27 protein-coding genes and 1 pseudogene are annotated in these 22,769 nt (G+C 58.1%); 12 read left to right on the top strand and 16 right to left on the bottom strand.

What is annotated here, in order from left to right; genetic code table 11:
• The first annotated feature begins 76 nt into the window (after window positions 1-76).
• The gene (locus HY028_10255; protein ID MBI3345216.1) at window positions 77-595 is read left to right on the top strand and encodes a chemotaxis protein CheW; all 519 of its coding nucleotides are present in this window, start codon (window positions 77-79) and stop codon (window positions 593-595) included.
• Window positions 596-818: 223 nt separating this feature from the next.
• On the opposite strand, the gene purD is transcribed toward HY028_10255, so the two are convergent.
• The 7 genes from purD to HY028_10220 form a co-directional block, all read right to left on the bottom strand.
• A complete protein-coding gene (purD, locus tag HY028_10250) occupies window positions 819-2,108 on the bottom strand; it encodes a phosphoribosylamine--glycine ligase (protein ID MBI3345215.1) in 1,290 nt (429 codons plus the stop codon).
• 162 nt (window positions 2,109-2,270) lie between these two features.
• Window positions 2,271-3,836 (bottom strand): bifunctional phosphoribosylaminoimidazolecarboxamide formyltransferase/IMP cyclohydrolase, encoded by a 1,566-nt coding sequence (purH, locus tag HY028_10245; GenBank protein ID MBI3345214.1) that lies wholly within the window; start codon window positions 3,834-3,836, stop codon window positions 2,271-2,273.
• Window positions 3,837-3,933: 97 nt separating this feature from the next.
• Window positions 3,934-4,185, bottom strand: coding sequence for a DNA-binding transcriptional regulator Fis (gene fis / locus HY028_10240; protein MBI3345213.1), 252 nt, complete (start codon window positions 4,183-4,185; stop codon window positions 3,934-3,936).
• Window positions 4,182-5,186, bottom strand: coding sequence for a tRNA dihydrouridine synthase DusB (gene dusB / locus HY028_10235; GenBank protein MBI3345212.1), 1,005 nt, complete (start codon window positions 5,184-5,186; stop codon window positions 4,182-4,184). The genes fis and dusB overlap by 4 nt, the downstream gene beginning before the upstream one ends.
• Window positions 5,187-5,278: 92 nt before the next feature.
• Window positions 5,279-5,593 carry a thiosulfate oxidation carrier complex protein SoxZ gene (soxZ, locus tag HY028_10230; GenBank protein MBI3345211.1) on the bottom strand — a complete coding sequence of 105 codons (315 nt, stop codon included), beginning with the start codon at window positions 5,591-5,593 and terminating at the stop codon, window positions 5,279-5,281.
• A 33-nt stretch (window positions 5,594-5,626) separates the two neighbouring features.
• The gene (soxY, locus tag HY028_10225; protein ID MBI3345210.1) at window positions 5,627-6,106 is read right to left on the bottom strand and encodes a thiosulfate oxidation carrier protein SoxY; all 480 of its coding nucleotides are present in this window, start codon (window positions 6,104-6,106) and stop codon (window positions 5,627-5,629) included.
• A 54-nt stretch (window positions 6,107-6,160) separates the two neighbouring features.
• Window positions 6,161-7,564, bottom strand: coding sequence for a M48 family metallopeptidase (locus tag HY028_10220; GenBank protein ID MBI3345209.1), 1,404 nt, complete (start codon window positions 7,562-7,564; stop codon window positions 6,161-6,163).
• A gap of 266 nt (window positions 7,565-7,830) precedes the next feature.
• On the opposite strand from HY028_10220, the gene HY028_10215 reads away from it, so the two are divergent.
• The gene (locus tag HY028_10215) at window positions 7,831-9,207 is read left to right on the top strand and encodes a hypothetical protein (protein ID MBI3345208.1); all 1,377 of its coding nucleotides are present in this window, start codon (window positions 7,831-7,833) and stop codon (window positions 9,205-9,207) included.
• A 29-nt stretch (window positions 9,208-9,236) separates the two neighbouring features.
• Here HY028_10215 and HY028_10210 read toward each other — a convergent pair whose 3' ends face one another.
• The gene (locus HY028_10210; protein MBI3345207.1) at window positions 9,237-9,683 is read right to left on the bottom strand and encodes a phosphate-starvation-inducible PsiE family protein; all 447 of its coding nucleotides are present in this window, start codon (window positions 9,681-9,683) and stop codon (window positions 9,237-9,239) included.
• The gene (gene plsY, locus HY028_10205; protein MBI3345206.1) at window positions 9,680-10,306 is read right to left on the bottom strand and encodes a glycerol-3-phosphate 1-O-acyltransferase PlsY; all 627 of its coding nucleotides are present in this window, start codon (window positions 10,304-10,306) and stop codon (window positions 9,680-9,682) included. The genes HY028_10210 and plsY overlap by 4 nt, the downstream gene beginning before the upstream one ends.
• Window positions 10,307-10,493: 187 nt before the next feature.
• On the opposite strand from plsY, the gene folB reads away from it, so the two are divergent.
• Both folB and folK read left to right on the top strand, forming a co-directional pair.
• A complete protein-coding gene (gene folB / locus HY028_10200) occupies window positions 10,494-10,853 on the top strand; it encodes a dihydroneopterin aldolase (protein ID MBI3345205.1) in 360 nt (119 codons plus the stop codon).
• Complete coding sequence (gene folK, locus HY028_10195; GenBank protein ID MBI3345204.1) at window positions 10,850-11,341, top strand: 2-amino-4-hydroxy-6-hydroxymethyldihydropteridine diphosphokinase; 492 nt, start codon at window positions 10,850-10,852, stop codon at window positions 11,339-11,341. The genes folB and folK overlap by 4 nt, the downstream gene beginning before the upstream one ends.
• Window positions 11,342-11,457: 116 nt before the next feature.
• On the opposite strand, the gene HY028_10190 is transcribed toward folK, so the two are convergent.
• Genes HY028_10190 through HY028_10175 form a run of 4 tightly spaced genes read right to left on the bottom strand, consistent with a single transcriptional unit; the run spans window position 11,458 to window position 13,212 of the window.
• Complete coding sequence (locus HY028_10190) at window positions 11,458-11,655, bottom strand: DUF2283 domain-containing protein (protein ID MBI3345203.1); 198 nt, start codon at window positions 11,653-11,655, stop codon at window positions 11,458-11,460.
• Complete coding sequence (locus HY028_10185; protein ID MBI3345202.1) at window positions 11,652-11,888, bottom strand: hypothetical protein; 237 nt, start codon at window positions 11,886-11,888, stop codon at window positions 11,652-11,654. Before HY028_10185 ends, HY028_10190 begins: the two co-directional genes overlap by 4 nt.
• A gap of 10 nt (window positions 11,889-11,898) precedes the next feature.
• Complete coding sequence (locus HY028_10180; GenBank protein ID MBI3345201.1) at window positions 11,899-12,456, bottom strand: hypothetical protein; 558 nt, start codon at window positions 12,454-12,456, stop codon at window positions 11,899-11,901.
• A gap of 9 nt (window positions 12,457-12,465) precedes the next feature.
• Window positions 12,466-13,212: a pteridine reductase gene (locus HY028_10175; GenBank protein MBI3345200.1), complete on the bottom strand. Its 747-nt coding sequence runs from the start codon at window positions 13,210-13,212 to the stop codon at window positions 12,466-12,468.
• A 64-nt stretch (window positions 13,213-13,276) separates the two neighbouring features.
• Between HY028_10175 and HY028_10170 the strand changes: the two genes are divergently transcribed.
• From HY028_10170 to HY028_10135, 8 genes and pseudogenes are all read left to right on the top strand, one after another.
• Window positions 13,277-14,467: a class I SAM-dependent methyltransferase gene (locus HY028_10170; GenBank protein ID MBI3345199.1), complete on the top strand. Its 1,191-nt coding sequence runs from the start codon at window positions 13,277-13,279 to the stop codon at window positions 14,465-14,467.
• Between the two features lie 80 nt (window positions 14,468-14,547).
• Window positions 14,548-15,162, top strand: coding sequence for a LemA family protein (locus tag HY028_10165; protein MBI3345198.1), 615 nt, complete (start codon window positions 14,548-14,550; stop codon window positions 15,160-15,162).
• A complete protein-coding gene (locus HY028_10160; GenBank protein ID MBI3345197.1) occupies window positions 15,162-15,995 on the top strand; it encodes a YgcG family protein in 834 nt (277 codons plus the stop codon). Before HY028_10165 ends, HY028_10160 begins: the two co-directional genes overlap by 1 nt.
• Before the next feature lie 3 nt (window positions 15,996-15,998).
• Window positions 15,999-16,382: pseudogene (locus tag HY028_10155) on the top strand (TPM domain-containing protein).
• 352 nt (window positions 16,383-16,734) lie between these two features.
• Entirely contained in the window at window positions 16,735-17,178 is a 444-nt protein-coding gene (locus HY028_10150) for a helix-turn-helix transcriptional regulator (GenBank protein MBI3345196.1), read from the top strand.
• Window positions 17,073-17,531: an SRPBCC domain-containing protein gene (locus HY028_10145; protein ID MBI3345195.1), complete on the top strand. Its 459-nt coding sequence runs from the start codon at window positions 17,073-17,075 to the stop codon at window positions 17,529-17,531. The genes HY028_10150 and HY028_10145 overlap by 106 nt, the downstream gene beginning before the upstream one ends.
• Window positions 17,532-17,629: 98 nt before the next feature.
• On the top strand, window positions 17,630-17,992 hold the full coding sequence (locus HY028_10140) for a VOC family protein (protein MBI3345194.1): 363 nt from the start codon (window positions 17,630-17,632) through the stop codon (window positions 17,990-17,992).
• Window positions 17,993-18,011: 19 nt separating this feature from the next.
• On the top strand, window positions 18,012-18,482 hold the full coding sequence (locus tag HY028_10135) for a hypothetical protein (GenBank protein MBI3345193.1): 471 nt from the start codon (window positions 18,012-18,014) through the stop codon (window positions 18,480-18,482).
• A 35-nt stretch (window positions 18,483-18,517) separates the two neighbouring features.
• Here HY028_10135 and HY028_10130 read toward each other — a convergent pair whose 3' ends face one another.
• From HY028_10130 to HY028_10120, 3 genes are read right to left on the bottom strand one after another with little or no spacing between them, the layout of a single operon-like run.
• On the bottom strand, window positions 18,518-19,729 hold the full coding sequence (locus HY028_10130) for a multifunctional CCA addition/repair protein (protein MBI3345192.1): 1,212 nt from the start codon (window positions 19,727-19,729) through the stop codon (window positions 18,518-18,520).
• A gap of 10 nt (window positions 19,730-19,739) precedes the next feature.
• Window positions 19,740-20,699 (bottom strand): complex I NDUFA9 subunit family protein, encoded by a 960-nt coding sequence (locus tag HY028_10125; protein MBI3345191.1) that lies wholly within the window; start codon window positions 20,697-20,699, stop codon window positions 19,740-19,742.
• A gap of 22 nt (window positions 20,700-20,721) precedes the next feature.
• Complete coding sequence (locus tag HY028_10120; GenBank protein MBI3345190.1) at window positions 20,722-22,722, bottom strand: transglycosylase SLT domain-containing protein; 2,001 nt, start codon at window positions 22,720-22,722, stop codon at window positions 20,722-20,724.
• Window positions 22,723-22,769 lie beyond the last annotated feature (47 nt).

The following is a 22,769-nucleotide window of genomic DNA, read 5'->3' as shown; positions in this document are numbered from 1 at the left end:
AAAATTTTGCACAACTAGTGAAAAAGCATGAACTACCCACTGAAAAGAAAAACTGATTTTATTGAAGCGCCGCGCCATGGCTGATACACATCTCTCGATACGCAGTCAGATCATCCCGATCGGCGGCGGGCACCTGGTGCTGCCGAACACGGCCGTCGCCGAGGTGATCAACTATTCCGAGCCGGCGCCCGTCGCCGAGGGGCCGGAGTGGTTGCTCGGCCTATTGAGCTGGCGTGAGAGAGATGTTCCGCTGCTTTCGTTTGAGGTCATGTGCGGGCAATCAAAACCGTCTGTTCCAGTGCGCGCCAAGATCGTGGTGCTCAATGCGTTAGGGGGGAATCCCGATATCAACTTTTTCGCCGTGCTGGTACAGGGCATACCGCAGCTCGCAAACATTGATGAAAGCAGGATTGCGGCGATGGACTACACACCCGAGGCCGATTCGGTGATATTGAGCCGCGTGGTGGTGGATGGCGAAACCGCAGTCATTCCCGATCTCGACGGCATCGAACAACGCCTGCTGGATTGTAAAAAGAAGTGGTTCAAGGCCCCGCGCAAACGCCGCAGCGCCAACAACGCCGCTGCAAATACCTGAACGGAGTCAGAAAATAAGGCTACAACGTTATAATGTGACTCCTGAGTAAAAACCCTGTTTACTCTACCCCCACCCTGTCCCGCCCCCTCAATAGGGGGCGGAGACGTAGCATGAAGTGTAGTCTTAATTACTGACTTATGAGTAATATGCGTCCTCTGCGTCCTCTGCGGTGAATGTAGTAAAAAAGGCGTAGGTCAGGCTGCGAAGCTGCCTGACAATCCCCTCACCCCTTACCCTCCCTAGCCACCGCACGGTAACCGATGTCGGTGCGGTAATACATTCCCTCCCAGCCGACACTCCGAACTCGTTCATAGGCGCGCTGCTGCGCTTCTTTCACGTCGGCTCCCAAGGCGCAGACACAGGCGACACGGCCGCCCGCTGTAACAATATCGTCGCCCCGCAGCGCGGTGCCGGCATGAAAAATCTTCCGGTCGCTATCTCCTGTTTGAATCATGCCGTGGATGACATCACCGGTGCGATACGGGCCCGGATAACCACCGGCGGCAAGCACCACGCCGAGCGCCGCGCGCGTATCCCACTCCGCTTGCACCCTATCGAGGCGCTTGTCCAAAGCGGCTTCACATAACTCGATCAAATCCGAGCGCAGACGCATCATGATGGGCTGCGTTTCCGGGTCGCCCAACCGGCAATTGAACTCCAACACGCGCGGCGCCCCTTCCGGGCTGATCATCACCCCCGCGTAGAGAAAGCCGGTATAGGGGTTGCCTTCGGCGGCCATGCCGCACACCGTAGGCACGATGATCTCGCGCATAATGCGCGCATGCACGGCGGACGTCACGACGGGCGCAGGCGAATACGCCCCCATGCCGCCGGTGTTGGGGCCGCGGTCGCCGTCGTCGCGCGCCTTATGATCCTGCGTGGTGGCGAGCGGCAGAATATGTTCGCCGTCCACCAGGACGATAAAACTCGCCTCCTCGCCTTGCAGAAATTCCTCGATCACCACGCGCCTGCCTGCCGCGCCGAATACGTTGCCGCTCAGCATGTCGGTGACCGCCGCATCGGCCTCGGCCAAGGTAGCCGCAATCACCACGCCCTTGCCCGCGGCGAGACCATCCGCCTTGATCACCAGAGGCGCGCCCAGTTTACGAATGTAAGCCAAGGCCGGTTCGACATCCGTGAACACGCTATAGCCCGCAGTGGGGATGTGGTGGCGCGCCAGAAAATCCTTGGAGAAGGCCTTGGACGATTCGAGTTGAGCAGCGGCACGGGTCGGTCCGAAGCAGCGCAGCCCCGCGGCGTTGAAGGCGTCCGCCACGCCCAGCGCCAGCGGCGTCTCCGGCCCAACGATAGTGAGAATGATGTGATTTTTCCGCGCAAAATCCACCAGCGACGCGATATCTTCAGCCTTGATGGCGACGTTCTCTGTCTTCGGTTCACGCGCCGTGCCCGCATTGCCGGGCGCGACAAAGATCTTGGTGACATTTGGCGATTGCGCCGCCTTCCAGACCAGCGCATGTTCGCGGCCGCCGGAGCCGATGATGAGAATTTTCATATAATCAATCTCACGCCAAGGCGCAAAGTCGCAAATCAATATAAAAAGAACGATTTACCACGGAGGACGCGGAGGAGAATCAAATCGTTTTAATATGCGTCCTCTGTATCCTCTGCGGTGAATGTAGTTCTATAAACATTTTTACGCCTTTGCGTGAAGTAGTTAATGCCTAAAATGCCTGATCCCCGTAAACACCATCGCCATGCCGTGTTCGTCGGCGGCGGCGATGACTTCCGGGTCGCGCAGCGAGCCGCCGGGCTGGATTAGGGCGGTGACGCCGGCCTCTGCGGCGGCGTCCACACCATCGCGGAACGGGAAGAAGGCGTCGCTTGCGACTACGGAACCCGCCACCGCCAGGCCCGCGTCGGCGGCCTTTATGGCGGCGATGCGGGCGCTGTAGACACGGCTCATTTGTCCTGCGCCGATGCCGATGGTCATGGCGTCTTTGCAGTACACGATGGCGTTGGATTTGACGAACTTGGCGACCTTCCAGGCGAACAGCATGTCTTGTATCTCGACGGGCGTCGGGGCACGCCGTGTAACGATCTTGAAATCCTTGGCGGTAATCATGGCGAGGTCGCTTTCCTGAATCAGCAATCCGCCGGTGATGCGTTTATAGTCCAGTTGCGCGCGTGGCTCCGCGGCCCAGGGGCCGCAACTCAAGACGCGCACGTTACTCTTGCCGGCGAGTATCGGTAGGGCCTCATCTTCGATGCTCGGGGCGACTAGCACTTCGACAAAGTGCCGCTCGATGATACTGCGGGCGGTGGCGGCGTCCAGCGGCTGATTGAAGGCAATGATGCTGCCGAAGGCCGACGTGGGATCGGTTGCGTAGGCGCGTTCATAGGCCTCCAGCAATGTCTTGCCGAGCGCGACGCCGCAGGGATTGGCGTGCTTGACGATCACGCAGGCGGGGACTTCGTTAAAGGATTTGACGCATTCCAGCGCGGTGTCGGCGTCGGCGATGTTGTTAAACGACAGCTCCTTGCCCTGGATCTGATCGGCGCTGGCGATGCAGCCGCTGGGCGGATTGGGCTCGATGTAAAAGGCGGCGCGTTGATGCGGATTTTCACCGTAACGCAGGGTTTGCGACTTCATCCACTGCATGGTGTAGGTGCGCGGGAAGGGCTCGCGCCCGGCTGCGGCGCTTTCCTTTATTGTACCCAGGTAATTTGCAATCGCACCGTCGTAACGCGCGCAGTGTTCGAAGGCCTTGACCGCGAGCGAGTAGCGCAGCGCGCCGCTCACCGCGCCGCCGTGATTTTCCATCTCGGCGAGCACGGTATCGTAATCGCCGCTGTCAACCACCACGGTGACCGCGGAATAATTTTTTGCGGCCCCGCGCAGCATGGCGGGGCCGCCGATATCAATGTTCTCAATGGCCTTGCCGAGTTCGCAGTCCGCCGCCGCAGTGACCTGCTCGAAGGGATACAGGTTGACCACCAAAATGTCTATGGCAGGGATACCGTACTCGGCCATCGCAGCGTCGTCCAAGCCGCGCCTCCCCAGCAGCCCGCCATGGATCCTGGGGTGCAGGGTCTTGAGGCGGCCGTCCATAAGCTCAGGAAAGCCGGTGTACTCCGAGACCTCGGTCGCCTTGACGCCGTTGGCCGAAAGCAGCTTCGCGGTGCCGCCGGTGGACAGAATACGCACACCTAACGCTTGCAGACGTTGTGCGAACGGGACGATGCCGGTTTTGTCGGAGACGCTGATGAGGGCGGTGGTCATATGTGAGTGAGGCGTGAGGCGAAAAAGACTGTGAGGCGTGAGGCGTTAGGAGTGAGAGGTAAAGCAGTTTTCTCCTCACTCCTCACGCCTCACTTATTTACTTGTCCAATCCGTATTGACTCAGCTTTTTTCGCAGCGTGCTGCGATTGAGGCCGAGGATCTCCGCCGCCTTGCTTTGGTTGCCGCGCGTATAGCGCAGCAGTATTTCCAGCAGCGGCTGTTCGACTTCACTCAACACCATCTGGTAGAGATCGTCGGGTTTATGTCCGTCCAGGTCCTCGAAGTACAGCTCAAGCGCTTCCTTGATGCATTCGCGCAGCGGTTTGTTTTGCGATTTCGGTTTGCTCATGCCGCCAGTTCCTCAGGCAGCTCGGCTTCACCGCGCGCCGCCAGGGAGTCGAAGAAGTCCCGCGTCAGCGTCCACTGGTCGTTTACGGTCTGCGCCGCATTGATAGTCTGGCGGAAGGCGCCCCCGCCGATCTGACCCTTGCTGTACCAGGAGAGATGCTTGCGCGCCATTAATACGCCGGTGTGTTCGCCGTAAAACTGGTAGAGGTTGGCGATGTGGCCGAGCATGATCTCACGGATCTCCTCGATACCCGGTTCGGGTAACAGTTCTCCGGTGGCAAGATAATGGCCGATGGTGCGGAAGATCCACGGCTTGCCCTGCGCGGCGCGTCCTATCATAACGCCGTCGGCGCCGGTGTGCTCGAGTACGTATTTCGCCTGTTGCGGGGTGCGGATGTCGCCGTTGGCGATGACCGGGAGATTGACCGCCGCCTTGATGGCGGCGATGGTGTCGTATTCGGCTTCGCCGGTATAGGCGCAGGCGCGAGTGCGGCCGTGCACGGCCAGCGATTTAATGCCCGCCTGCTCGGCGATCCGCGCTATGAGGATACCGTTGCGATGATTTTTATCCCAGCCGGTGCGGATCTTGAGTGTGACGGGCGCCCGCACGGCTGCGACCACGGCGTCGAGGATGCGGCCGACCAGAGGTTCGTCCTGCAGCAGGGCGGAGCCCGCCATGACGTTGCACACCTTTTTGGCGGGGCAGCCCATGTTGATGTCTATGATCTGCGCTCCCTTGTCCACGTTGTATTGCGCGGCTTGCGCCATGAGCTTGGGATCGGCGCCGGCGATCTGCACCGTGCGCGGTTCGGTTTCGCCCTCGTGATTGGCGCGGCGCCGGGTCTTCTCGCTGCCCCACAGCAGTGAATTCGAGGACACCATCTCGGAGACCGCGAGCCCGGCGCCCAGATTCTTGCAAAGCTGGCGGAACGGCCGGTCGGTGACTCCCGCCATCGGCGCCAGCACGAGATTGTTATTAAGTTTGTAAGGTCCGATTTGCATAGTACGGCAGGGGTTAGGCGCTATGGGTGAGGTGTGAGGAGTAAGGAGTAAAGCGTAAAGTAGATTTCTCCTCACCCCTCACTCCTCACCCCTCACGTTATCGTCGTTTCAATTGAATCCGAGCCGCCCCTGTTATCCACCCAGCTCAACTTGAGGGCATCGCCCTTCTTGCCGCCCGTGAAGTTGAAGGCCATATAAGGGTTTTTGGAGATGGCGATGCCCCACGCGGCTTCAAGTATGGGGTTACCATTGTGCTCCACCTTGACCTCCTGGATGAACCAGGCCGGGATCGGCACGCCCTTGGAATCTTTGAACAGGCCCGTATCCATAGGATGAATAATCTGGGTCTTGACCGTGGTAACCTCCCCTTCGAGGGTGGCGCGGATCTTAATCTTATTATCTGGCATAATTTTCTCTCAACCGGGGTTTGCTGTCAGGCTTCAATTCCCGCAACCGCCCAGGGTGACCTTGACCTTTTTATTGGTGCTGTAAAGTTTGTCCCCTGATTTGACCACGGCGTAGACCTTGGAGGTCTCGGCCATTTTGATATTGGTCTTGATATAGGCCTGGGTGTTTTTCGCCAGCTTGAACTGGGCCACCAGGCTATTGGGATTTTTATCTACCAGCAAGGTAATGGATTCCACGTCGGGCAGGCGGCTCGATACCGTCACCGGCACCACGGCGCCATTCTCGGCGAGATCGGTGACGGTGAGGGTGATGTCCTCATCGGCAGGGGTCAGGTTGACACTGCCGCTGCCGAACAGCGGCTCCAGGGCGCCGAACAGGGTCTTGGATTGGAAGGCTGTGCTCGGCCACGCGGCCCACACCCAGCGCGGGATGAACAGCCCTGCACCGGCGGCCAGGCCCAACAGGCTGGTGACCAGACTGCTTTTCAGAAAGCGTCTGCGTTGCTTGTCCATCTAAGCATACTCCGAAATCAGGTCGTTGAATAACTGGAAAGATTTGTCATTATACTATTCTTTGCTTGCCAGCGCCGCCTCGTCTTTGAGTTCCTTGAGACGTGCCTCGATCTGCGAGGCGAGATAAAAGTCCGTGTCCTTGAGGCCGAGGGCCCGGGTAAGCTGTTGAATGGCGGCGTCGGTTTGACCGTTCAAATAATAATACTCCGCCTGGGCCTGATGGGCCTCGGCCTGCCGGCCTGTCTGACCGGCCGCCTGGGCCAGAAGTTGGTAAACGGCCGGCTCCGCGGAACGGTGCCGCAGGTGGTCTTGCAGTAGTCGCCGCGCCTTCTCGGGCTGCCCCGCCTGTAACAAGGCCTGGCTATACAACAGGGTAAGCGGCCGATTGCCGGGATAAAGTTCCAGCGACCGGCCATAGAGATCCAGGGCCTTTGCGGATTGTCCGTCCGCCATTTCGATCTGCGCCAGCAGGGCCAGGTAGTGGAAATTCTCCTTGTCGCGGGAGATAAGCTGCTGCGCCTCGGTGCGGGCCGCCGTCGTCTCTCCGCTCTTTAACAGCGCCAGCGCATAACCGTAGTGCTCGGCCTGCTCGTTGCGGTACTGACCCTGCTTGAGCGCCTCCGCAAAGCGTTTGACGCTAATCCTGGGATTGGCCTCGCTCAACACCCGCAGCTTGGCGCGAGTGAGGTGGTACTCCAGGCTATCCTGAATCTGGCGATACGGATATTGCTCCGCGCGGTTACGGGTGTCGGCGATGCGCGAGGTCGTCACCGGGTGAGTCCTCAGAAATTCCGGCGCCTGATTTCCTTCAAAGCGAATGGCTTGCTGCAGACGCTCAAAAAACACCGGCATGCTGCGCGGATCGTAACCGGCGCGCGCCAGGCTCTGGAGACCCACCCGGTCGGCCTCTTCTTCGTTGCCGCGAGTAAAATTGATCTGGGCCTGCGCCGCTCCCGCCTGCACCGCCGCGACCGCCGCCTGACCGGCCTCGCCGCTGCGGCTGCCGATAATCAACGCCGCCGCTAAGGCTGCCATTGCGGGTATACTCAGCCTGTCGGCCTTTTCAAAACTGCGCGCCAGATGCTGTTGGGTCACGTGCGCAATTTCATGCGCGACCACCGAGGCGAGCTCGCTTTCGGATTCGGTACTGAGTATCAGCCCGCTGTTGATGCCGAGATAGCCGCCCGGCCCGGCAAAGGCGTTGATCTCAGGGCTCTCTACGACGAAGAAGCTGAAATCACGCCCCTGGGTGTCGCTGTTCGAGGTCAGCCGTTCGCCCAGGGTGCGGACATAGTCAGCGATCTCCGGGTCGTCATTGATGGTCAGTGTTTGGCGCACCTCGCGCATAAAGGCCTCGCCGAGACGCTTCTCCTGCAAGGGAGAAATCACCGACCCCGCGCTATTGCCGATCTCGGGGAGATGCAAATCCAGCGTTCCCGCTTCGCGGGCGGTCGCCACGGATATGAAACACGCAATAGTCAGTACCAATAAAATATGTTTCAATCAAGCACCTTAAATAGTTGCCTCTGCTACTGTGACCATCAGCATAGCGGTTGGTTTCGCCACAGGCACCGGCCGGCCGCAAGGAAATGGCCATAGACCTTCGTTTACTCTATACTTAAATACTGTGAGGAGTTAGGCGTGAGGAGTGAGGTGAAAGCTGCTTTACGCCTCACCCCTCACCCCTTACGCCTCACTTTTTAGCCCCTAGCCCCTAAATGCCCTTGGATACCTTATCACGCTTCATTGCCCGCTACTGGGGCCTGGCCGTATTCTTGCTGTGGGGCGCCCTCGCCCTGTGGCTGGGGCGGAGCACGCCGTACGGCCTCGACGAAGGGGCGGCGCGCGCCTTGTTGCTCAATTGGTCTGTCGCGGGGGATGTTGTCAATCCGATCGTCATCTTCGGCGTCCCGGATTTCCGCGCCCTGATCTTTATCCCGCTGGGCGTCTACTGGCCCGGCAGTCTGATCGCGGCCAAGGTCTTTACCCTGCTCGCCACGTTCGCCGCCGCTGCGCTGCTCTACCGGTGGAGCAGGCGGAGCCTGAGCCAGGAGACCGCGCTGGTCGCCACCGGCCTGTTGCTGATCGCGCCGCTGACGCTCGCTCAGGCCGATGCGCTGGCGGCCGGGCCGTATCTGCTCTTGATGTTCGGGCTGGGCGCGTGGCTGGATCGCAGCTATCGTGCAGCGTCACGCCCGCTCGGCGGTAATTATTTTACCCAGATGCTGCTGGTCGCGACTACCGTGACCCTGCATCCTGCGGGGCTTGCCTACCCCGCGGCATTGCTGGGGCATTGGTACAAAAATCCGCTGGACACACGTCAACAGCGGCACATGTATATTGGGGTGATACTGGCCGTGTTGTTTGCACTTTTGTTGCAGGCGGGCTGGCACGGGCTGTCGTGGTGGCGCAATCCGCTGGAGCCGCTGGCCGCCGTGATGTTGGGCGGCGGACAAGAAGGGGGCGCCGCTGTTACGGTTACGGGGTTACTGGTTGCCGGCCTGACACTTCTCGTTATCGCCCTCAATGCCCGAAAACTGATGGATGATTTTATGGGCGCCATGCTGGTGCTGGCATTGCTGTTCGGCGCCGTTGCCGCCGATGACGCCTGGGCGATGCTGACGCTGGTTGTTATTCTCTATTACGGCTTGCCGCAGCTGATCGCCCTCAACGAGTCCCTGGGGCCTCCGGGGTACGCAGGAAAGCGCGGCGGTGTGTTCGCGCTGCTGGTAATTGTCGCCACGTGGTTCATGACGATAGACAGAAATTACTACGAAGCAGTAAAACGGGGATTGCTATCGCCCCACGATCAACTCATCCACACGCTAATCATGGAAGAGGCCGATAAGAAATCCCTCCGTGTAGCAAGTCAATGGCCGGCGCGCACCATGATCGCCTGCAAGTGCGAGGTTTTGCCTCTACCGCCGGCGGCCAAGGACGGCGAGACCCTGCTGATCTATCTCAAGGGCATTACTCATATCGTGTTTGATCCCAGCGCCCCGGAGAACCGCAAGCTCGGACTCAACATCGCCGAATTGGGCGGCACGCTGGAGACCCTCTCTCTGCAGCCGGGCGGGGTCATTCTGAAGGTGCGCAGGTAGGGCCGAATTCATTCGGCCGGCGCCGTTCGTCAGCCTTGGTTTCTGAGGCCGGTTTCCATCATCTTTTTCTCGCGCTGAAAGACCACCACCGAGCCGATGCGCAATATGCTCAGCACGAGCAATAAGACACTCAAGGCATAGATCTCCTCAGGAGTAATCTTGTGCTCGAAGAGCTTGATCATGATCTCGCGCAGCACAAATACGATCACCGCATCCACGATAAAGGTCATGCGCAGCCGATTGGTGGTAAAATAATCCACCAGCGTGCGAGACAGTTCGATCAGGATAAACAGCGTCAGCACATCGGAAATAATCTGTTGATACTGTCTAGCCAGCCCTTTGGTGGCCAACAGATCGCCCAGTGTCAGGAATAACTGCGCGACGCCGATGATAATCCCCAGGGTGATGAAGACCAGCAGCACAGAGATTACAGCGCCGATCAGCCTCTCAAAGAGCGGCAGGAGCTGAATTTTCATTGCTTTGTCTCCGGTTCAGTTTTGCGCAGGAAATTGATCTTCGGTTCAGCGCCTTTGAGCAGATTTTGAATATTGATTTGATGGCGCAGCACCAGCAGCGTGCTCATAATGATACTGACCACCAGTAAGGGTAAAGGCGCATGAAACCAGTGCAGATAAAGCGGCGCCATCAAGGCTGCACTGAGCGCGGCGAGCGAAGAGAGACGAAACAGTAACGCCACGGCCAGCCATGTGAGCAACGTCAAAGTCCCTACCATCCACGACAGACCGAGTAGCACGCCGAGAAAGGTCGCCACGCCTTTGCCGCCCTGGAAATCAAAAAAGGCCGGATAGAGATGGCCTAAAAAGGGCGCCAGCGCAATACCGGCCAGCGCCATAGGCGGCAACTCAAAGTAACCGGCTACGAGCAGCGGGACTAAACCCTTCATCATGTCGCCCAACAAGACTATCGCCGCCGGGCCTTTGCCGGCCAGCCGCAAGATGTTGGTCGCGCCGGGATTGCCGGAACCTTGTTTACGCGGGTCGGGAAGGCCCATGACGCGGCTCACGATGATGGCGCTCGACAGCGAGCCGAGCAGGTAACCAAAAATTAACAAGACCAAGGTGAGTGCAGGTACAATCATAGGCCCTATTGGAACCGTTAGGCGGCTCGCGGTCAAGGGCGCCTCTAAAAATTCGCTAAAGCCGCGCTGGCGGCGTTGAAAACAGGCTCAAAATGCTCATTGACTGCGTGTCAACTGCGCTTTTTCGCCCGTTTTCGCCTTGCCGTCATCGGCTTGATCGAATTTTTAGAGGCGCCCTTAAGTCTTTATGGACATTATCTACCTCCACGATCTTAAAATTGACACGGTCATCGGTATCTTCGAGTGGGAGCGGCGCGTCAAGCAGGCCGTCATTCTCGATCTCGACATGGCCGCCGACATCCGCAAGGCGGCGGCGAGCGACAAGATTGCAGACACCCTGGATTACAAGGCCGTGGCCAAGCGCCTGATAGAGTATGTAGGCGCCAATCAATTTCAACTGGTGGAGACGCTGGCCGAGCGTGTCGCGGAGATTGTGCTGAATGAATTTGGCATCAGTTGGCTGCGCCTGCGCGTCAACAAAAAAGGCGCGGTACGCGGCGCAGTGGACGTAGGCGTCATCATCGAACGCGGCCGGAATCCATCGTGACCCGCGTCTATGTCAGCGTCGGCAGCAACATCGAGCGCGAACATAACATCCGTTCCGGCTTGGCCGCCCTCCGCAAACGCTTTGGCGGCTTGACGGTGTCGTCCATCTACGAAAGCAATTCCTACGGCTTCGAAGGCGATAATTTTTATAATCTGGTGGTGGGTTTCGATAGCGACCAAGACGTGCATAGCGTGGTTCGCGCCTTGCAGGATATCGAAGACCGGCACGGCCGGGTGCGCAGCGGCCCGCGCTATTCCTCTCGCACCCTCGACCTCGATTTACTGGTCTACGGCGACCTGCGACTCCACGAATCAGGGCTGGTCCTGCCGCGCCCCGATATACTCAAGCGCGCCTTCGTGCTGGGTCCGTTGGCTGAAATCGCCGGTGAATTAAAGCATCCCATCGCGGGGAAAACCTATGCGGAATTGTGGGATGCTTTTGGCAAGTCTCGGCACGGCATCTGGCGAGTCGTAATGGAAGGCGAGTAGGGTGGGCAACTTGTTGCCCACAAGTTTCAAATTTGGGATTGAATCGCGTGGGCAAACAAAAACAGTTTGCCCACCCTACAACTACGATGCTTCACCTTGTGATCACGAAATCAAAGTTAGGCTGCAATTTGTTCAAAAGAGAAATGGGGAATATCAGCCCGCTCGCTGGCGTGCTCAATGGTGATGCCGCAAACCTGGCCCATGCTATCGAGATCCAGCAGCGTGTTTTCGTCCAAATCTTTCGTTTCGGCCACATCAGCGGGCCGAAGCTCAATGTATAAAGTGTCCGTATCTTGGAAGTACTGTATCTTCATGGTGTAAACCCTCTATCGAAAAAGGCGTTGTGAATCGTCTCGCCATCCGGCAACAAAACGACCCGCAAATATTTGCCGCCGGCTTCCTGGATCGAAGCCCAGCGGCGGATACGACCATCTTGCTGGAGCGTCTCTCTAATGGGATATTGCACCGCCCGCTCTATCCAGGCCAGATCAATACCGGCCCGGTCGGACCGTTGCCGCATGGCCCGGAAGTACTGGGTATACTTCATGCTCAGCAGTTTAGCAGAGACAGGGGATGGGAGAAACCATCGGGCTTAACGCGGAGATAAGTGGCGCTGCGCCGCCTCGGCGCCAGAAGCTCGAGAAGACGAACATGTCTTTGGGTTGACCAACAGGTGCCATCTGAGTTTTTCCCGCGATGTCAACGTTGACCGACGCAGCGATGGATAAACTCTCGGAGTTGGCCGGCTCATTGTTAGATGCAACCTTTATGTCCGGAGTCTCAGCTTTCCCAAATTTCTTTGCGAGTGAGTCATAAGCCTTTCTCCACACACCCCTTGCCACATTTAAGTCGTGCCCTTCATATAGATACACGCCGATACGACGCAGTCCATTGGCATCGAAAAAGAACTGAACGTTCTCTTTCTTTCCGTCGTAGATACCGTTGAATGTTTCTAAGTCCCCGTTGGAGAAGGTACGGTATGGCCCGAACTCGCTAAGGCTACCTACCTCCGCCTTTGACATTCCAAGCTCCCAGGGCGCGAGCCCCGCAGAAAAAGAAATTGTCGGTACAGCCAGCGAGGCAACAAGACTGAGGATTAACCAGAACCGCGCCATATGAAGCCCCTAACTATAAATAGACCGCCCGCCATCCACGGCGATCACCTGCCCGGTAATGTAACCCGCGTCGCGGATCAGAAACAGTATAGTACGCGCCACGTCGCTGGGATGCCCGGCGCGTTTCAGCGCGGTGCGTGATTTGATGTGTTGTTTGGTCTCTTCGTCCATGTTGTCGGGCCAGAACACCGGGCCGGGGGCGACGGCGTTCACGCGTACCGAGGGGCCTAATTCGCGGGCCAGGGCCTTGGTGAGCATCACCAGTCCGGCCTTGGCGGCGCTGTAGACGGGATAAGCTTTAAGCGGCCGCTCGGCGTGGATGTCCGCCATGTTGACGATGCAGCCGTGGTGCGCGGCGAGGGTGGGGGCGGCGGCCTGCGCGAGAAAAAACGGGGCTTTGAGATTACTGCCCATGAGATCGTCCCATTGCGCCTCTGTGACCTCGCCAACAGGCGTGGGATAAAAACTCGAGGCGTTGTTAATCAGCACATCGAGCCGCCCCCAAACATCAATGGCCTGTTGCACCAGTCTTGGTAGCTTGGCGGTATCGAGCAAGTCTCCCGCTATCAGGGTCACCGAATTTTCACGCACCGTGTTAAGCTTGGCCTGCAAGGTCTGCGCGGCATCCTTGGATAGCCGGTAATGCAAGACCAGATTAAACCCCTCGGCGTGCAGCGCCTCGGCCACCGCCGCGCCCACGCGATGCGCGGCGCCGGTAATCAATACCACTTTTGGATTATCTGTATTATTCTGCATGTCAGTATGCGTGCCTTAATGTTTCAAGCCTAACTCAAAATCCGCGGCGTCGAAACCCTCCACAATGAAATTCACTACCCCTGTTTCCGAATTACCTGTCCCGGACGAGGACTCGCTGCGCCATAGTCAGCGGCTAGCGGAGTTGATTCGGGATGGGATCGAACGGCAAGGCGGTCGAATCACCTTTGCCCGTTATATGGAGTTGGCGCTGTATGCGCCCGGACTGGGTTATTACAGCGCGGGGCTTAACAAATTCGGCGCCGCCGGAGATTTTGTCACCGCGCCGGAGATTTCGCCGCTGTTTGCACGGTGTGTGGCGCGGCAGTGCCGGCAAGTTCTGCAAGCCTTGGGCGGCGGCGATATCCTGGAATTCGGCGCGGGCTCGGGCGCCATGGCTGCGGATTTGTTGGCTGAATTAGAGGTATTGAACAGTCTGCCCCAGCAGTATTTTATTCTGGAAATCAGCGCCGAACTGCGAGAGCGGCAACGGGCGACGTTAATACAGCGTATACCGCATTTGTCAGGGCGTGTCATTTGGCTCGATGAATTTCCCAAACAAAAACTGCGCGGTTTTGTATTCGCCAATGAAGTCCTGGATGCGATGCCGGTGCACCGGTTTCAGCTTGATGCCGAAGGGATATCGGAGCTTTATGTTGCTTGCAAGGACGATAAGTTTGCATGGCGGGCAGGGCCGGTAAGCGATCCGGCCTTGGCTGAACGCATTGCGGAAATTTGCGTGGCATCGCCCGATCTCAAGCCGGGATATATTTCTGAAATCAATCTGGCCGCGCCCGCCTGGGTGCGGACGGTTGCCGCTGCAATCGAGAGCGGTATGTTATTATTGATTGATTACGGCTATCCGCGTCATGAGCTTTATCATCCGGAACGCGATTGTGGCGCCTTGCTCTGTCATTATCGCCACCATGCCCATGACGACCCCTTTTTGTATCCGGGATTGCAGGACATCGCCGCGCATGTGGATTTCACCGCGCTCGCCGAGGCAGGCCATGAGGCGGGACTCGATGTCGCCGGTTATACTACCCAAGCCAACTTTCTGATCGCTTGCGGGTTGACCGAGCTTGCGTCGCAAACTCACTCCGCTGAGGCGAGGCCGCGTATACAGCTTGCCGATGAGATCAAAAGGCTTACGCTGCCGGGCGAAATGGGCGAGGTCTTCAAGGTTCTAGCACTGACACGCGATTTTAACGGCCCCGTGCTGGGATTCAGTTTGCGAGATTTTCGCAGCCGGTTGTGACAGAATAAGGTATTGTATTTTTGGCCGGTCGGCCCCATCTTTACGCCGTTAAATTACCCCCTTGAGTCAAGGAGATCGTCATGCGCAAAGGTTTACTGTCAAGTTTCGTCCTGTTACTGGCCACCTTACTTGGCGGCTGCGGTTACAACACCCTCCAGTCCACCGACGAACAGATCAAGGCGAGCTGGGCGGAGGTGTTGAACCAATATCAACGCCGCGCCGACCTGGTGCCCAATCTGGTTAAGACGGTGCAGGGTTTTGCCGCGCAGGAAAAAGCCGTACTGCTCGGCGTGACCGAGGCGCGCGCCAAGGTGGGGGCGATACAGGCGACGCCCGAACTCATCAACGACGAACAGGCCTTCCAGAAATTTCTCGCCGCGCAGGGCGAAATGACCAGTGCATTGCAACGCCTGTTGGTGGTTGCCGAGAATTATCCGCAACTGAAATCCGATGCCTCGTTCCGCGATTTGCAGGCGCAACTCGAAGGCACCGAAAACCGCATCGCGGTGGCGCGCAACCGTTATATCAAGGCGGTGCAGGACTATAACGTCACGGTGCGCAGCTTCCCGAGTAATCTCACCGCGAAAGTGTTTGGCTACAAAACCAAGCCCAGCTTTGAGGTGAAGGACGCAGAGATCATTTCCAAACCGCCCGTAGTGGACTTCGGACCGCTTCCCGGGAAGCCAGTCCAGTAATGCCAAAACTCTGGCCAGCACTGCTGCTGTGGCTGGTTGCCACAGCAGCGGTTGCCGAAGTGGCTGTGCCGCCCCTCACCGCGCGGGTGACAGACTTGACCGGCACGCTCACGGCCGAGCAGAAATCCAATATCGAACAGACTCTGCAAGCCTTTGAGGCTAAAAAAGGCAGCCAGATTGCGGTGCTCATCGTGCCGACCACCGCACCCGAGGCCGTCGAACAGTATTCCCTACGTGTGGCGGAGCAATGGAAGCTGGGTCGTAAAGGTGTAGACGACGGCGCATTGTTGCTGGTCGCCAAAAATGACCGCGCCATGCGCATCGAAGTGGGTTATGGTTTGGAGGGTGCACTGCCCGATGCAATCGCCAAACGCATCATCGCCGAAACGATCACGCCCTATTTCAAGAGCGGTGACTTTTATGGCGGGATACAGGCCGGCGTAGCAGCCATGATTAAGGTCATCGAAGGCGAACCTTTGCCGACCCCTTCGGTAACCACTGAAACTACAGCCAGCTCCATCGAACAATTATTCCCCTTGGCCTTTCTGCTGGCCTTTTTTGTCGCGCCCGCGTTGCGCGCTATGATAGGCCGTCTGCCCGCGGCACTGACCGCGGGTGCGATTGCCGGAGTGATAGTCTGGTTTGTCATCGGCTCCTTGCTGACAGCCGTTCTGCTGGCGATTCTAATGGCCTTTCTCGCGTTGTTCGCGGGCATCAACACCGGGCGCGGTGGATGGGGTGGCGGCCTTGGCCGGAGCGGCGGTTTTGGCGGCGGAGGCTTCAGAGGCGGCGGCGGTGGTTTTGGCGGCGGCGGTGCATCGGGGAGATGGTAAGCAATGTCGCTCTCCCGCTTGATTAAACATCTTTGCTCCGGACACTGGCAGGTGCGGCGCGCCTTTCCGCCTTCAGCCATGCACGCGATTGAGGCTGCGATTCGTGAGGCTGAGCGCACCCATCAGGGCGAGATTCGCTTCGCAGTAGAAGCGGGTTTGGACATCGGCCCGTTATTCAGAAATCAGAGCGCGCGTGAGCGTGCCTTGGAGATTTTTTCTGATTTGCGAGTGTGGGACACCGAGCACAACAACGGCGTCTTGATTTATCTGCTGCTCGCTGACCGCGATGTCGAGATTGTCGCTGATCGTGGCATCCATACCCATGTCGGCGCAGAAGGTTGGGAAAAAATTTGCCGCGATATGGAAGCTGCATTCCGCGCCGGCCGGGGAAGGCCCAGTGTCGCGGGAGGCAGGACGCCGGGAGCGACTGACGTACACGGAAGTACTAATGTCGCGGGAGGCAGGACGCCGGGAGCGACCTCCCGCTTGTTCGAGCAAGGGGTGATTCGTGGCATTAAAGCCGTCGGTGCGCATCTGGATAAGCATTATCCGAAACGCAGCGGCGACATCAATGAATTACCGGATAGACCCACGGTGTTATAGGCTATAACGCCTGGCCGCCGAGTCAGGGTAGGGGCAGCCTACCTCATATTCGCCACCCTGCTGGTGGGCACATAAGACGTGCCCATCCTACCTATCTGCTTGACACGAGGTGTTTTTCTGCATTATATTTAACACTATGGTTAAACATAATGAAGCTGTATTAGATAACACCTTTTCAGCCTTGGCCGACCCGATACGGCGCGGCATACTCGCGCAATTGATCCGCGGTGAGGCGTCGGTGATGAAATTGGCCGAACCGTTTGATGCCTCGCTGCCAGCGATCTCGAGGCTCTTGCGCGTGCTGGAGAGGGCGGGACTGCTGGTCCAGGAAAAAGACGGCCGCGTGCGTCGATGCCAACTTGTTGCCGAGCCGCTTAAGGACGCCGCCGAATGGATTGCCGGCTACCGGCGCTTTTGGGAGCATCAGTTTGACGCACTGGCAGCTTATTTGAATGCCCCGTGTGAGGAGAAAATATGGCCGACCAAAAATCACAACAAGCGATCACGCTCCGCATCCAGCGCACCTTCCCGGCCCCGCGCGAACAGGTCTTCCAAGCGTGGACCGACCCGCAAGAGCTGAAAAAGTGGTGGGGCCCGGCGGGTTACACCACACCGAGCGCGGAAATTGATCTGCGCGTGGGCGGTCCGTACCGTATTGCCATGCGTTCGCCGGAGGGTGTAGTGTATGACCTGTACGGCGTTTATCGAGTCGTGGAACCGCCGCGCAAGCTGGTGTATACCTGGAACTGGCGTGGTACGCACATGGACGATATCGGCGAGACGCTGGTCACTGTCGAGTTTCGCAATTTGCAGCAAGGCGCCGAAATCATCTTGACTCACGAACACTTCCCCAATCAAAAAGCGTACGACGAACACGATTGGGGCTGGAACGCGACGCTTGATCGGTTGGCTCCTGCAAAGAGTGCGACTTAGCTTCGTGGATCGGGTCAAGCGCAGCGGACCCGACATCACAGCTTTGTTGGATGCATGCTTCGCTCTTGATCCAACCTGCAAATCCAAAGGAGGATGCTATGGCAAACCCATTTGTACACGTCGAACTGTTAACTAACGATGAAGCCAAGGCGAAAAAATTTTATCAGCGTTTATTTGAATGGAAACTGGAAGAAATACCGGGAATGGACTACACCATGATTAGCGTAGGCGAAGGCACCGGCGGCGGCATGATGAAAAATCCCGTGCCCAATTTGCCCTCGCATTGGATGGCGTATGTCCTCGTGGATGACATCAATGCCGCGACAAAAAAAGCGAAGGCATTGGGTGCGACTATCCACAAGGATGTCATGGAAGTGGCCGATTACGGTTGGTTGAGTGTGATTGCGGACCCGACTGGCGCAGCGCTGGGCCTATGGCAGCCTAAGCCACAAAAGAAGTAGCTTGTCCGCGGCCGGATAAATGAATACGGGCACGCGGATAGTGATTGCGGGGTTGGCGGGTGGCTTGGTCGGAAACGGCGTACTGGGCGTGATATTCACCAGTCCTCCTGTTCATGCCCTGCTGTATGATCCCGCGCTGCAAAGCGCGCTATTTATAGAACTGACGCCGCAACGCAATATCCCGCTATCCGTGGCTGGTCTGGTGGTGTTGAGCATTGTCCACGCTTGGCTGTTTCAGATACTTCAGCCCTCGATACCCGGTAAGAACTGGGTGGGGAAAGGTATGTTTTGGGGCGGGGTCATTTGGGTCATGTATTGGCTGTTTCAGGAGTGGTTTATCTATCACACGCTGTTGGGCGAGCCTTGGCTGTTGAATTTTTTGGAGTTGGCTATTCTGCTGATAGGCTCAACAGTGGAAGGTTTGATAATCGCCTATATTCTTGGACGGTCATCCTCAGCGCAAAAGTCCGAGGTGCTGTCCGCGCCTTAATGAGAAACCGAGAAAGGAGAAAAAATGCTATTTTTTCATTTCGTTTTTTGAGAAATAACCTGGATGCGTAGCCTATGCAATTCTTGCGCAATAGCCTCGCCCTTAAGACCTGACGCGACCAAGGGTTGCGCGCTCACGCTGTTGTAGGCACGCAAGGCGGCGCGAAAGATTTCGGCTTGCGGGTAAGGGTCGTCTTCAAAGCCGGGGCGCCCGCGGATGTCGGCCTGACAGGCGAGTAAAAATTGCTCAAAGCGTTCCGGGCGGCGCGCGCCGTCGAGCGCTTCCAATTTTTCCAGCAGCGTAGCGGCGCGTAGTTCATCGGCACGGTGACAGTCGCCGTGATATCGGGCGACGAGCACGGCGAGGTCGCGGTAATCGCTGGGCACGCGAAAGCGCGTGCAAATCGTCTTTACCAGGTCCACGCTGCGTTCTTCATGGCCGATGTGGCGCGGCCACTCCGCGGGCGGCGTCGTACCCTTGCCCAGATCATGCAACAGTGCGGCGAAGCGCACCCGTGCATCGCTGGATAGGCGGGTCGCCTGATCGAGCACCATCATCACGTGTACGCCGGTGTCTATCTCCGGGTGGTATTGTGCGGGCTGAGGCACGCCGTAGAGGCATTCGAGTTCGGGGAACAATTTTTCCAGTGCGCCACAGTCACGCAGCACTTCAAAAAAACGCGAGGGTCGGATTTCTCCCAGAGCGCGTTCCAACTCCGCCCACACGCGTTCCGGCACGAGCGCGTCCACCTCGCCGTTCTTCACCATCTGCCGCGTGAGGGCGTTGGTTTCATCGGCGATGTGAAACTCTACAAAGCGCGCTGCGAAGCGCGCCACTCTCAAGATGCGCACCGGATCTTCGGCAAAGGCGGGCGAGACGTGGCGCAGGAGTTTATTTTTCAGATCTTGCGCGCCATTGAAGGGATCAATAAGGCTGCCGTCTTCACGCATCGCCATGGCGTTGATAGTAAGATCGCGGCGCTTGAGATCTTCTTCCAGGGTGACATCGGGCGCGGCATGGACGGCGAAGCCTTTGTAGCCGGGCGCAGTCTTGCGCTCGGTGCGCGCGAGCGCATATTCCTCGTGGGTGTCGGGATGCAGAAACACTGGGAAGTCCGCGCCGACCAGTTTGAAACCGCGCGCCTCCATCTCCGCCGGAGTGGCGCCGACCACTACCCAGTCATGATCCGTAACCGGTAGGCCGAGGAGCTTGTCGCGCACGGCGCCGCCGACTTGGTAGATCTCCATCAGTGTTTCATCACCGGTGGCCCGCGCTGCGCCGGTAGTCGGAGTAGCGCGCCTTGCTTCGCTGTTGCGCAAGATAGGTAGGCGCTACCGCTTCCAGCGGCGTCGGGGTGAGATCAAACGGCAACGGCACGGCTCCGCGACAGACGCTGTCCTTTTGCAGAGAATGATAGTTGTCCATGGAAAAGGGTTTGCCGGGCAGATACTCGAAGAGGCGCGCCTGGAGGCGCGCAAGCGTATCGCTTAGTTCGACGATGCGCCGTTTCACGCCGATGATATGGGCGGTGTACCCGACCAATTTCCGGAGTGTATAAATGCGCGGGCCGCACAGTTCGTAGCGCCGGCCGTAACTGGCGGATTCCGTCAGTGAACGGCAAAACACCTGTGCAACGTCTTCCACATAGACCGGTGCAAAGCGCGAGTTGGGACAGGCAAGCGGAAAAAACACCGGCATCATCTTTAACAATTTTGCGAAGCGATTGAAAAAGCTGTCCTCGGGGCCGAAGATGACCGAGGGGCGGAAGCTGGTGACGTGGATGCCTTGTGCATTGTGCGCCAAATCTTCGCCCTGGCCCTTGCTGCGCAGATAATGGCTGGGCCCGTGCAGCGCATCGGCGTTGAGCGCGCTCATGTGCAGCAGCCGCTTGATACCGGCGGCAGAACAAGCTTCGACCACCTTGCGGGGGAATTCTACATGGGCGTAGTGAAAACCGCTGCCGTCATGACCCTTCTCATTAAGAATGCCGACCAGGTTGATGACGGCATCGCAACCTTTGAATAGTTCGGTCAATGTCTGTGGATCGTGGATATCGGCCTCGATCAATTCTAGGGTGGGTAGCACCAGCAAATCTCTGTGCCGTTCGCGGTGGCGAGTAGGCACGCGTATCTCGTAATCCTGCTCGAGCAGGGTATGAGCGATGTGTCGCCCGACAAATCCGCTACCCCCCAGGATACAAATTTTGCGCAGCCGCATGACGGAGTCTCTGACTAATAGGTTATTCTGGACCGATGTCCTGCATCCGCTTTTTCAATGGAATGATCTCACGGCCGAGGCGCTGATAAAAAATTGTGGCGTAGGCCATGACCTGCTGGATGTAATTACGCGTCTCCGTGAATGGCACATTCTCCACCCATATATCGGCGGGCATGCTGCTGTCCGGCAGCCACTGTTTGACACGATGCGGACCGGCGTTGTAGGACGCGGTGGCGCGCACCATGTCGCCGTTATTACTGTCCAGCACTCGACGCAGATAGGCGCTCCCCAGCTGGATATTTTTATCCGCATCAAGCAGTTCGCTGGCGGCGCGCAACGGTGTGTTTAATAATTGCGCGGTTTGTTTCCCGGTCTGTGGCATGAGTTGCATCAGCCCCAGCGCCCCGGCGCTGGAGCGGGCATCCACTGTGAACGCGCTTTCCTGACGCATCACGCCGTAGATCCAGGCGGGGTCGAGATCCTGCGTTTCGGCGTTCGCCAACACCTGGTTGCGGAACAGGACCGGAAAGCGTACTTCCAGATCATCGAAGTAATTCGCCTTGGCGCTCGCGATGATGGCGCGGTCATGCCAGCCCCAGCGATGCGCGACAACCGCCGCCAGTTGTCGTTGACGCGAATCAGCCGCCGCGACAAAGTAATCCCACTCACGGCGCGATTCGGTAATCATGCCAAGCTCATATAGCTCGCGGGCGCGCACCATACCGGGCCGCGACATAAAATCGCGCAATTCGGTTTCGGTCATGGGTGTTGGCTTGTGAGTAATTTCATAAGAGCGGTTCAGGCGGTCGGCGGCCAGAAAACCGTAGTAGCTGCGCTGTGAAGCAAGCTCGGAATAGATTTGCTCCGCGGTGATTTTCGATTCGTCCGCGGTTTGAGCGGCTATCTTCGGCGTCTTTATCTCCGCACCCTGTTCCAGCGCGCGCGCGCGCCAGTAGCGCCACTGCTCTTTGTCACGCTCCTCGGCGGGCAGAGCGTCAATCCAATTCAATGCCGCGTTCCAGTCTTGTCTGGCGAGAGCCGCCTTGATTCGCCATTGCCGTACAGTGTCATCGAGCTGCGCCGGTTGTAGCGCCGCGAGCCATTCCAGGGCCTCGGGCTGACGTTGCAAGGCGGCCCTGAGTGCGATTTCGCGTTGTGTCACAGCACGTTCAGCTTCACTGAATGGGTAAGCATCCTTGAGCCGTTCCCACCGGCCGGCGGCGGCTTCCGCATCATCGCGTGCCAGTCGCTTCATCCCGTATAGAACGATCTCCCGTGCCTTGGGATCATCGCCGCCCAAATCAGGGTGCTCCAGCATCTGCTCCGGGTCCTTGTGCATTTGCTGCCAGCGTGCCACCCAGGCGCGATCCTGTTTATCGAGATCCTTCGCCAGGCTTTGCGCGAGACTGAGCTGGCGGTTGTCCATCGCCAGACGGATCCGTTCCCAGACCACCTCGGAAGTCAAACGCCCGTTGCGCCGCAGAATCTTGAACAGCGGGTCACACTGGGTGGGCAGGGATTTACCCACCAACCACAGCGCCTGTACTTCATCCAGCCACTCATTGGCCGGAGTATCCGAGCCCGAGGTGCGCAGCCGTGCCTCCAGGGCATAGCACTGCAACACCGTATTTCCCGGCGGGTGCTTCGGATATTCCAGCAGGTAGGCATCCCAGCGGCCTTCACCGGCCAGCACATTGAGCCAGGCCTCACGCAGCCGGAGGCCGATAGGTGAGTCACCATAGCGCGCAAGGAAATCCTGAATCTCGTTGTCAGGGGTTTTGTCGAGACGGGTGCGCAGATAGTCGTAGCGCAAGTAACCGAGCAGCGGGTAGTCCTGCAATTGTTCGAGCAGTTGCTGGAAAACAAACAGTTTGCCTTCCTCCAGCGCCTGCTTGGCCTCCCAAAATGCCAGCCGTTCGGCGTCATAGTTTATCGCATCTGGGTCGCGCGGCTCAGCAGTGCTTGCGAGTGGCGAGAAGAGGCTCAATATGACGATTAAACAACTATAACCAAAAAGCTTCATCACCGTATAATAACCCTGTCTTTACCCGCCGACGGTACGCTTATTCA

Source organism: Gammaproteobacteria bacterium (assembly GCA_016195665.1).
Lineage (GTDB): Bacteria > Pseudomonadota > Gammaproteobacteria > SURF-13 > SURF-13 > JACPZD01.
The sequence above is the reverse complement of the archived record's forward strand: the minus strand, read 5'-3'. Positions and strand labels throughout refer to the sequence as shown.

Bases quoted from the DNA above. Each gene is read 5' to 3' on its own strand.
- folB (MBI3345205.1), top strand. From the start codon at position 10,494: ATGGACATTATCTACCTCCACGATCTTAAAATTGACACGGTCATCGGT.
- HY028_10150 (MBI3345196.1), top strand. From the start codon at position 16,735: ATGGTTAAACATAATGAAGCTGTATTAGATAACACCTTTTCAGCCTTG.
- HY028_10255 (MBI3345216.1), top strand. From the start codon at position 77: ATGGCTGATACACATCTCTCGATACGCAGTCAGATCATCCCGATCGGC.
- fis (MBI3345213.1), bottom strand. From the start codon at position 4,185: ATGAGCAAACCGAAATCGCAAAACAAACCGCTGCGCGAATGCATCAAG.
- soxZ (MBI3345211.1), bottom strand. From the start codon at position 5,593: ATGCCAGATAATAAGATTAAGATCCGCGCCACCCTCGAAGGGGAGGTT.
- HY028_10185 (MBI3345202.1), bottom strand. From the start codon at position 11,888: ATGAAGTATACCCAGTACTTCCGGGCCATGCGGCAACGGTCCGACCGG.
- soxY (MBI3345210.1), bottom strand. From the start codon at position 6,106: ATGGACAAGCAACGCAGACGCTTTCTGAAAAGCAGTCTGGTCACCAGC.
- plsY (MBI3345206.1), bottom strand. From the start codon at position 10,306: ATGATTGTACCTGCACTCACCTTGGTCTTGTTAATTTTTGGTTACCTG.
- purH (MBI3345214.1), bottom strand. From the start codon at position 3,836: ATGACCACCGCCCTCATCAGCGTCTCCGACAAAACCGGCATCGTCCCG.
- HY028_10190 (MBI3345203.1), bottom strand. From the start codon at position 11,655: ATGAAGATACAGTACTTCCAAGATACGGACACTTTATACATTGAGCTT.
- HY028_10160 (MBI3345197.1), top strand. From the start codon at position 15,162: ATGCCAAAACTCTGGCCAGCACTGCTGCTGTGGCTGGTTGCCACAGCA.
- dusB (MBI3345212.1), bottom strand. From the start codon at position 5,186: ATGCAAATCGGACCTTACAAACTTAATAACAATCTCGTGCTGGCGCCG.
- HY028_10135 (MBI3345193.1), top strand. From the start codon at position 18,012: ATGAATACGGGCACGCGGATAGTGATTGCGGGGTTGGCGGGTGGCTTG.
- HY028_10120 (MBI3345190.1), bottom strand. From the start codon at position 22,722: ATGAAGCTTTTTGGTTATAGTTGTTTAATCGTCATATTGAGCCTCTTC.
- HY028_10170 (MBI3345199.1), top strand. From the start codon at position 13,277: ATGAAATTCACTACCCCTGTTTCCGAATTACCTGTCCCGGACGAGGAC.
- HY028_10145 (MBI3345195.1), top strand. From the start codon at position 17,073: ATGGCCGACCAAAAATCACAACAAGCGATCACGCTCCGCATCCAGCGC.
- HY028_10165 (MBI3345198.1), top strand. From the start codon at position 14,548: ATGCGCAAAGGTTTACTGTCAAGTTTCGTCCTGTTACTGGCCACCTTA.
- purD (MBI3345215.1), bottom strand. From the start codon at position 2,108: ATGAAAATTCTCATCATCGGCTCCGGCGGCCGCGAACATGCGCTGGTC.
- HY028_10140 (MBI3345194.1), top strand. From the start codon at position 17,630: ATGGCAAACCCATTTGTACACGTCGAACTGTTAACTAACGATGAAGCC.
- HY028_10125 (MBI3345191.1), bottom strand. From the start codon at position 20,699: ATGCGGCTGCGCAAAATTTGTATCCTGGGGGGTAGCGGATTTGTCGGG.
- HY028_10130 (MBI3345192.1), bottom strand. From the start codon at position 19,729: ATGGAGATCTACCAAGTCGGCGGCGCCGTGCGCGACAAGCTCCTCGGC.
- HY028_10175 (MBI3345200.1), bottom strand. From the start codon at position 13,212: ATGCAGAATAATACAGATAATCCAAAAGTGGTATTGATTACCGGCGCC.
- HY028_10210 (MBI3345207.1), bottom strand. From the start codon at position 9,683: ATGAAAATTCAGCTCCTGCCGCTCTTTGAGAGGCTGATCGGCGCTGTA.
- HY028_10180 (MBI3345201.1), bottom strand. From the start codon at position 12,456: ATGGCGCGGTTCTGGTTAATCCTCAGTCTTGTTGCCTCGCTGGCTGTA.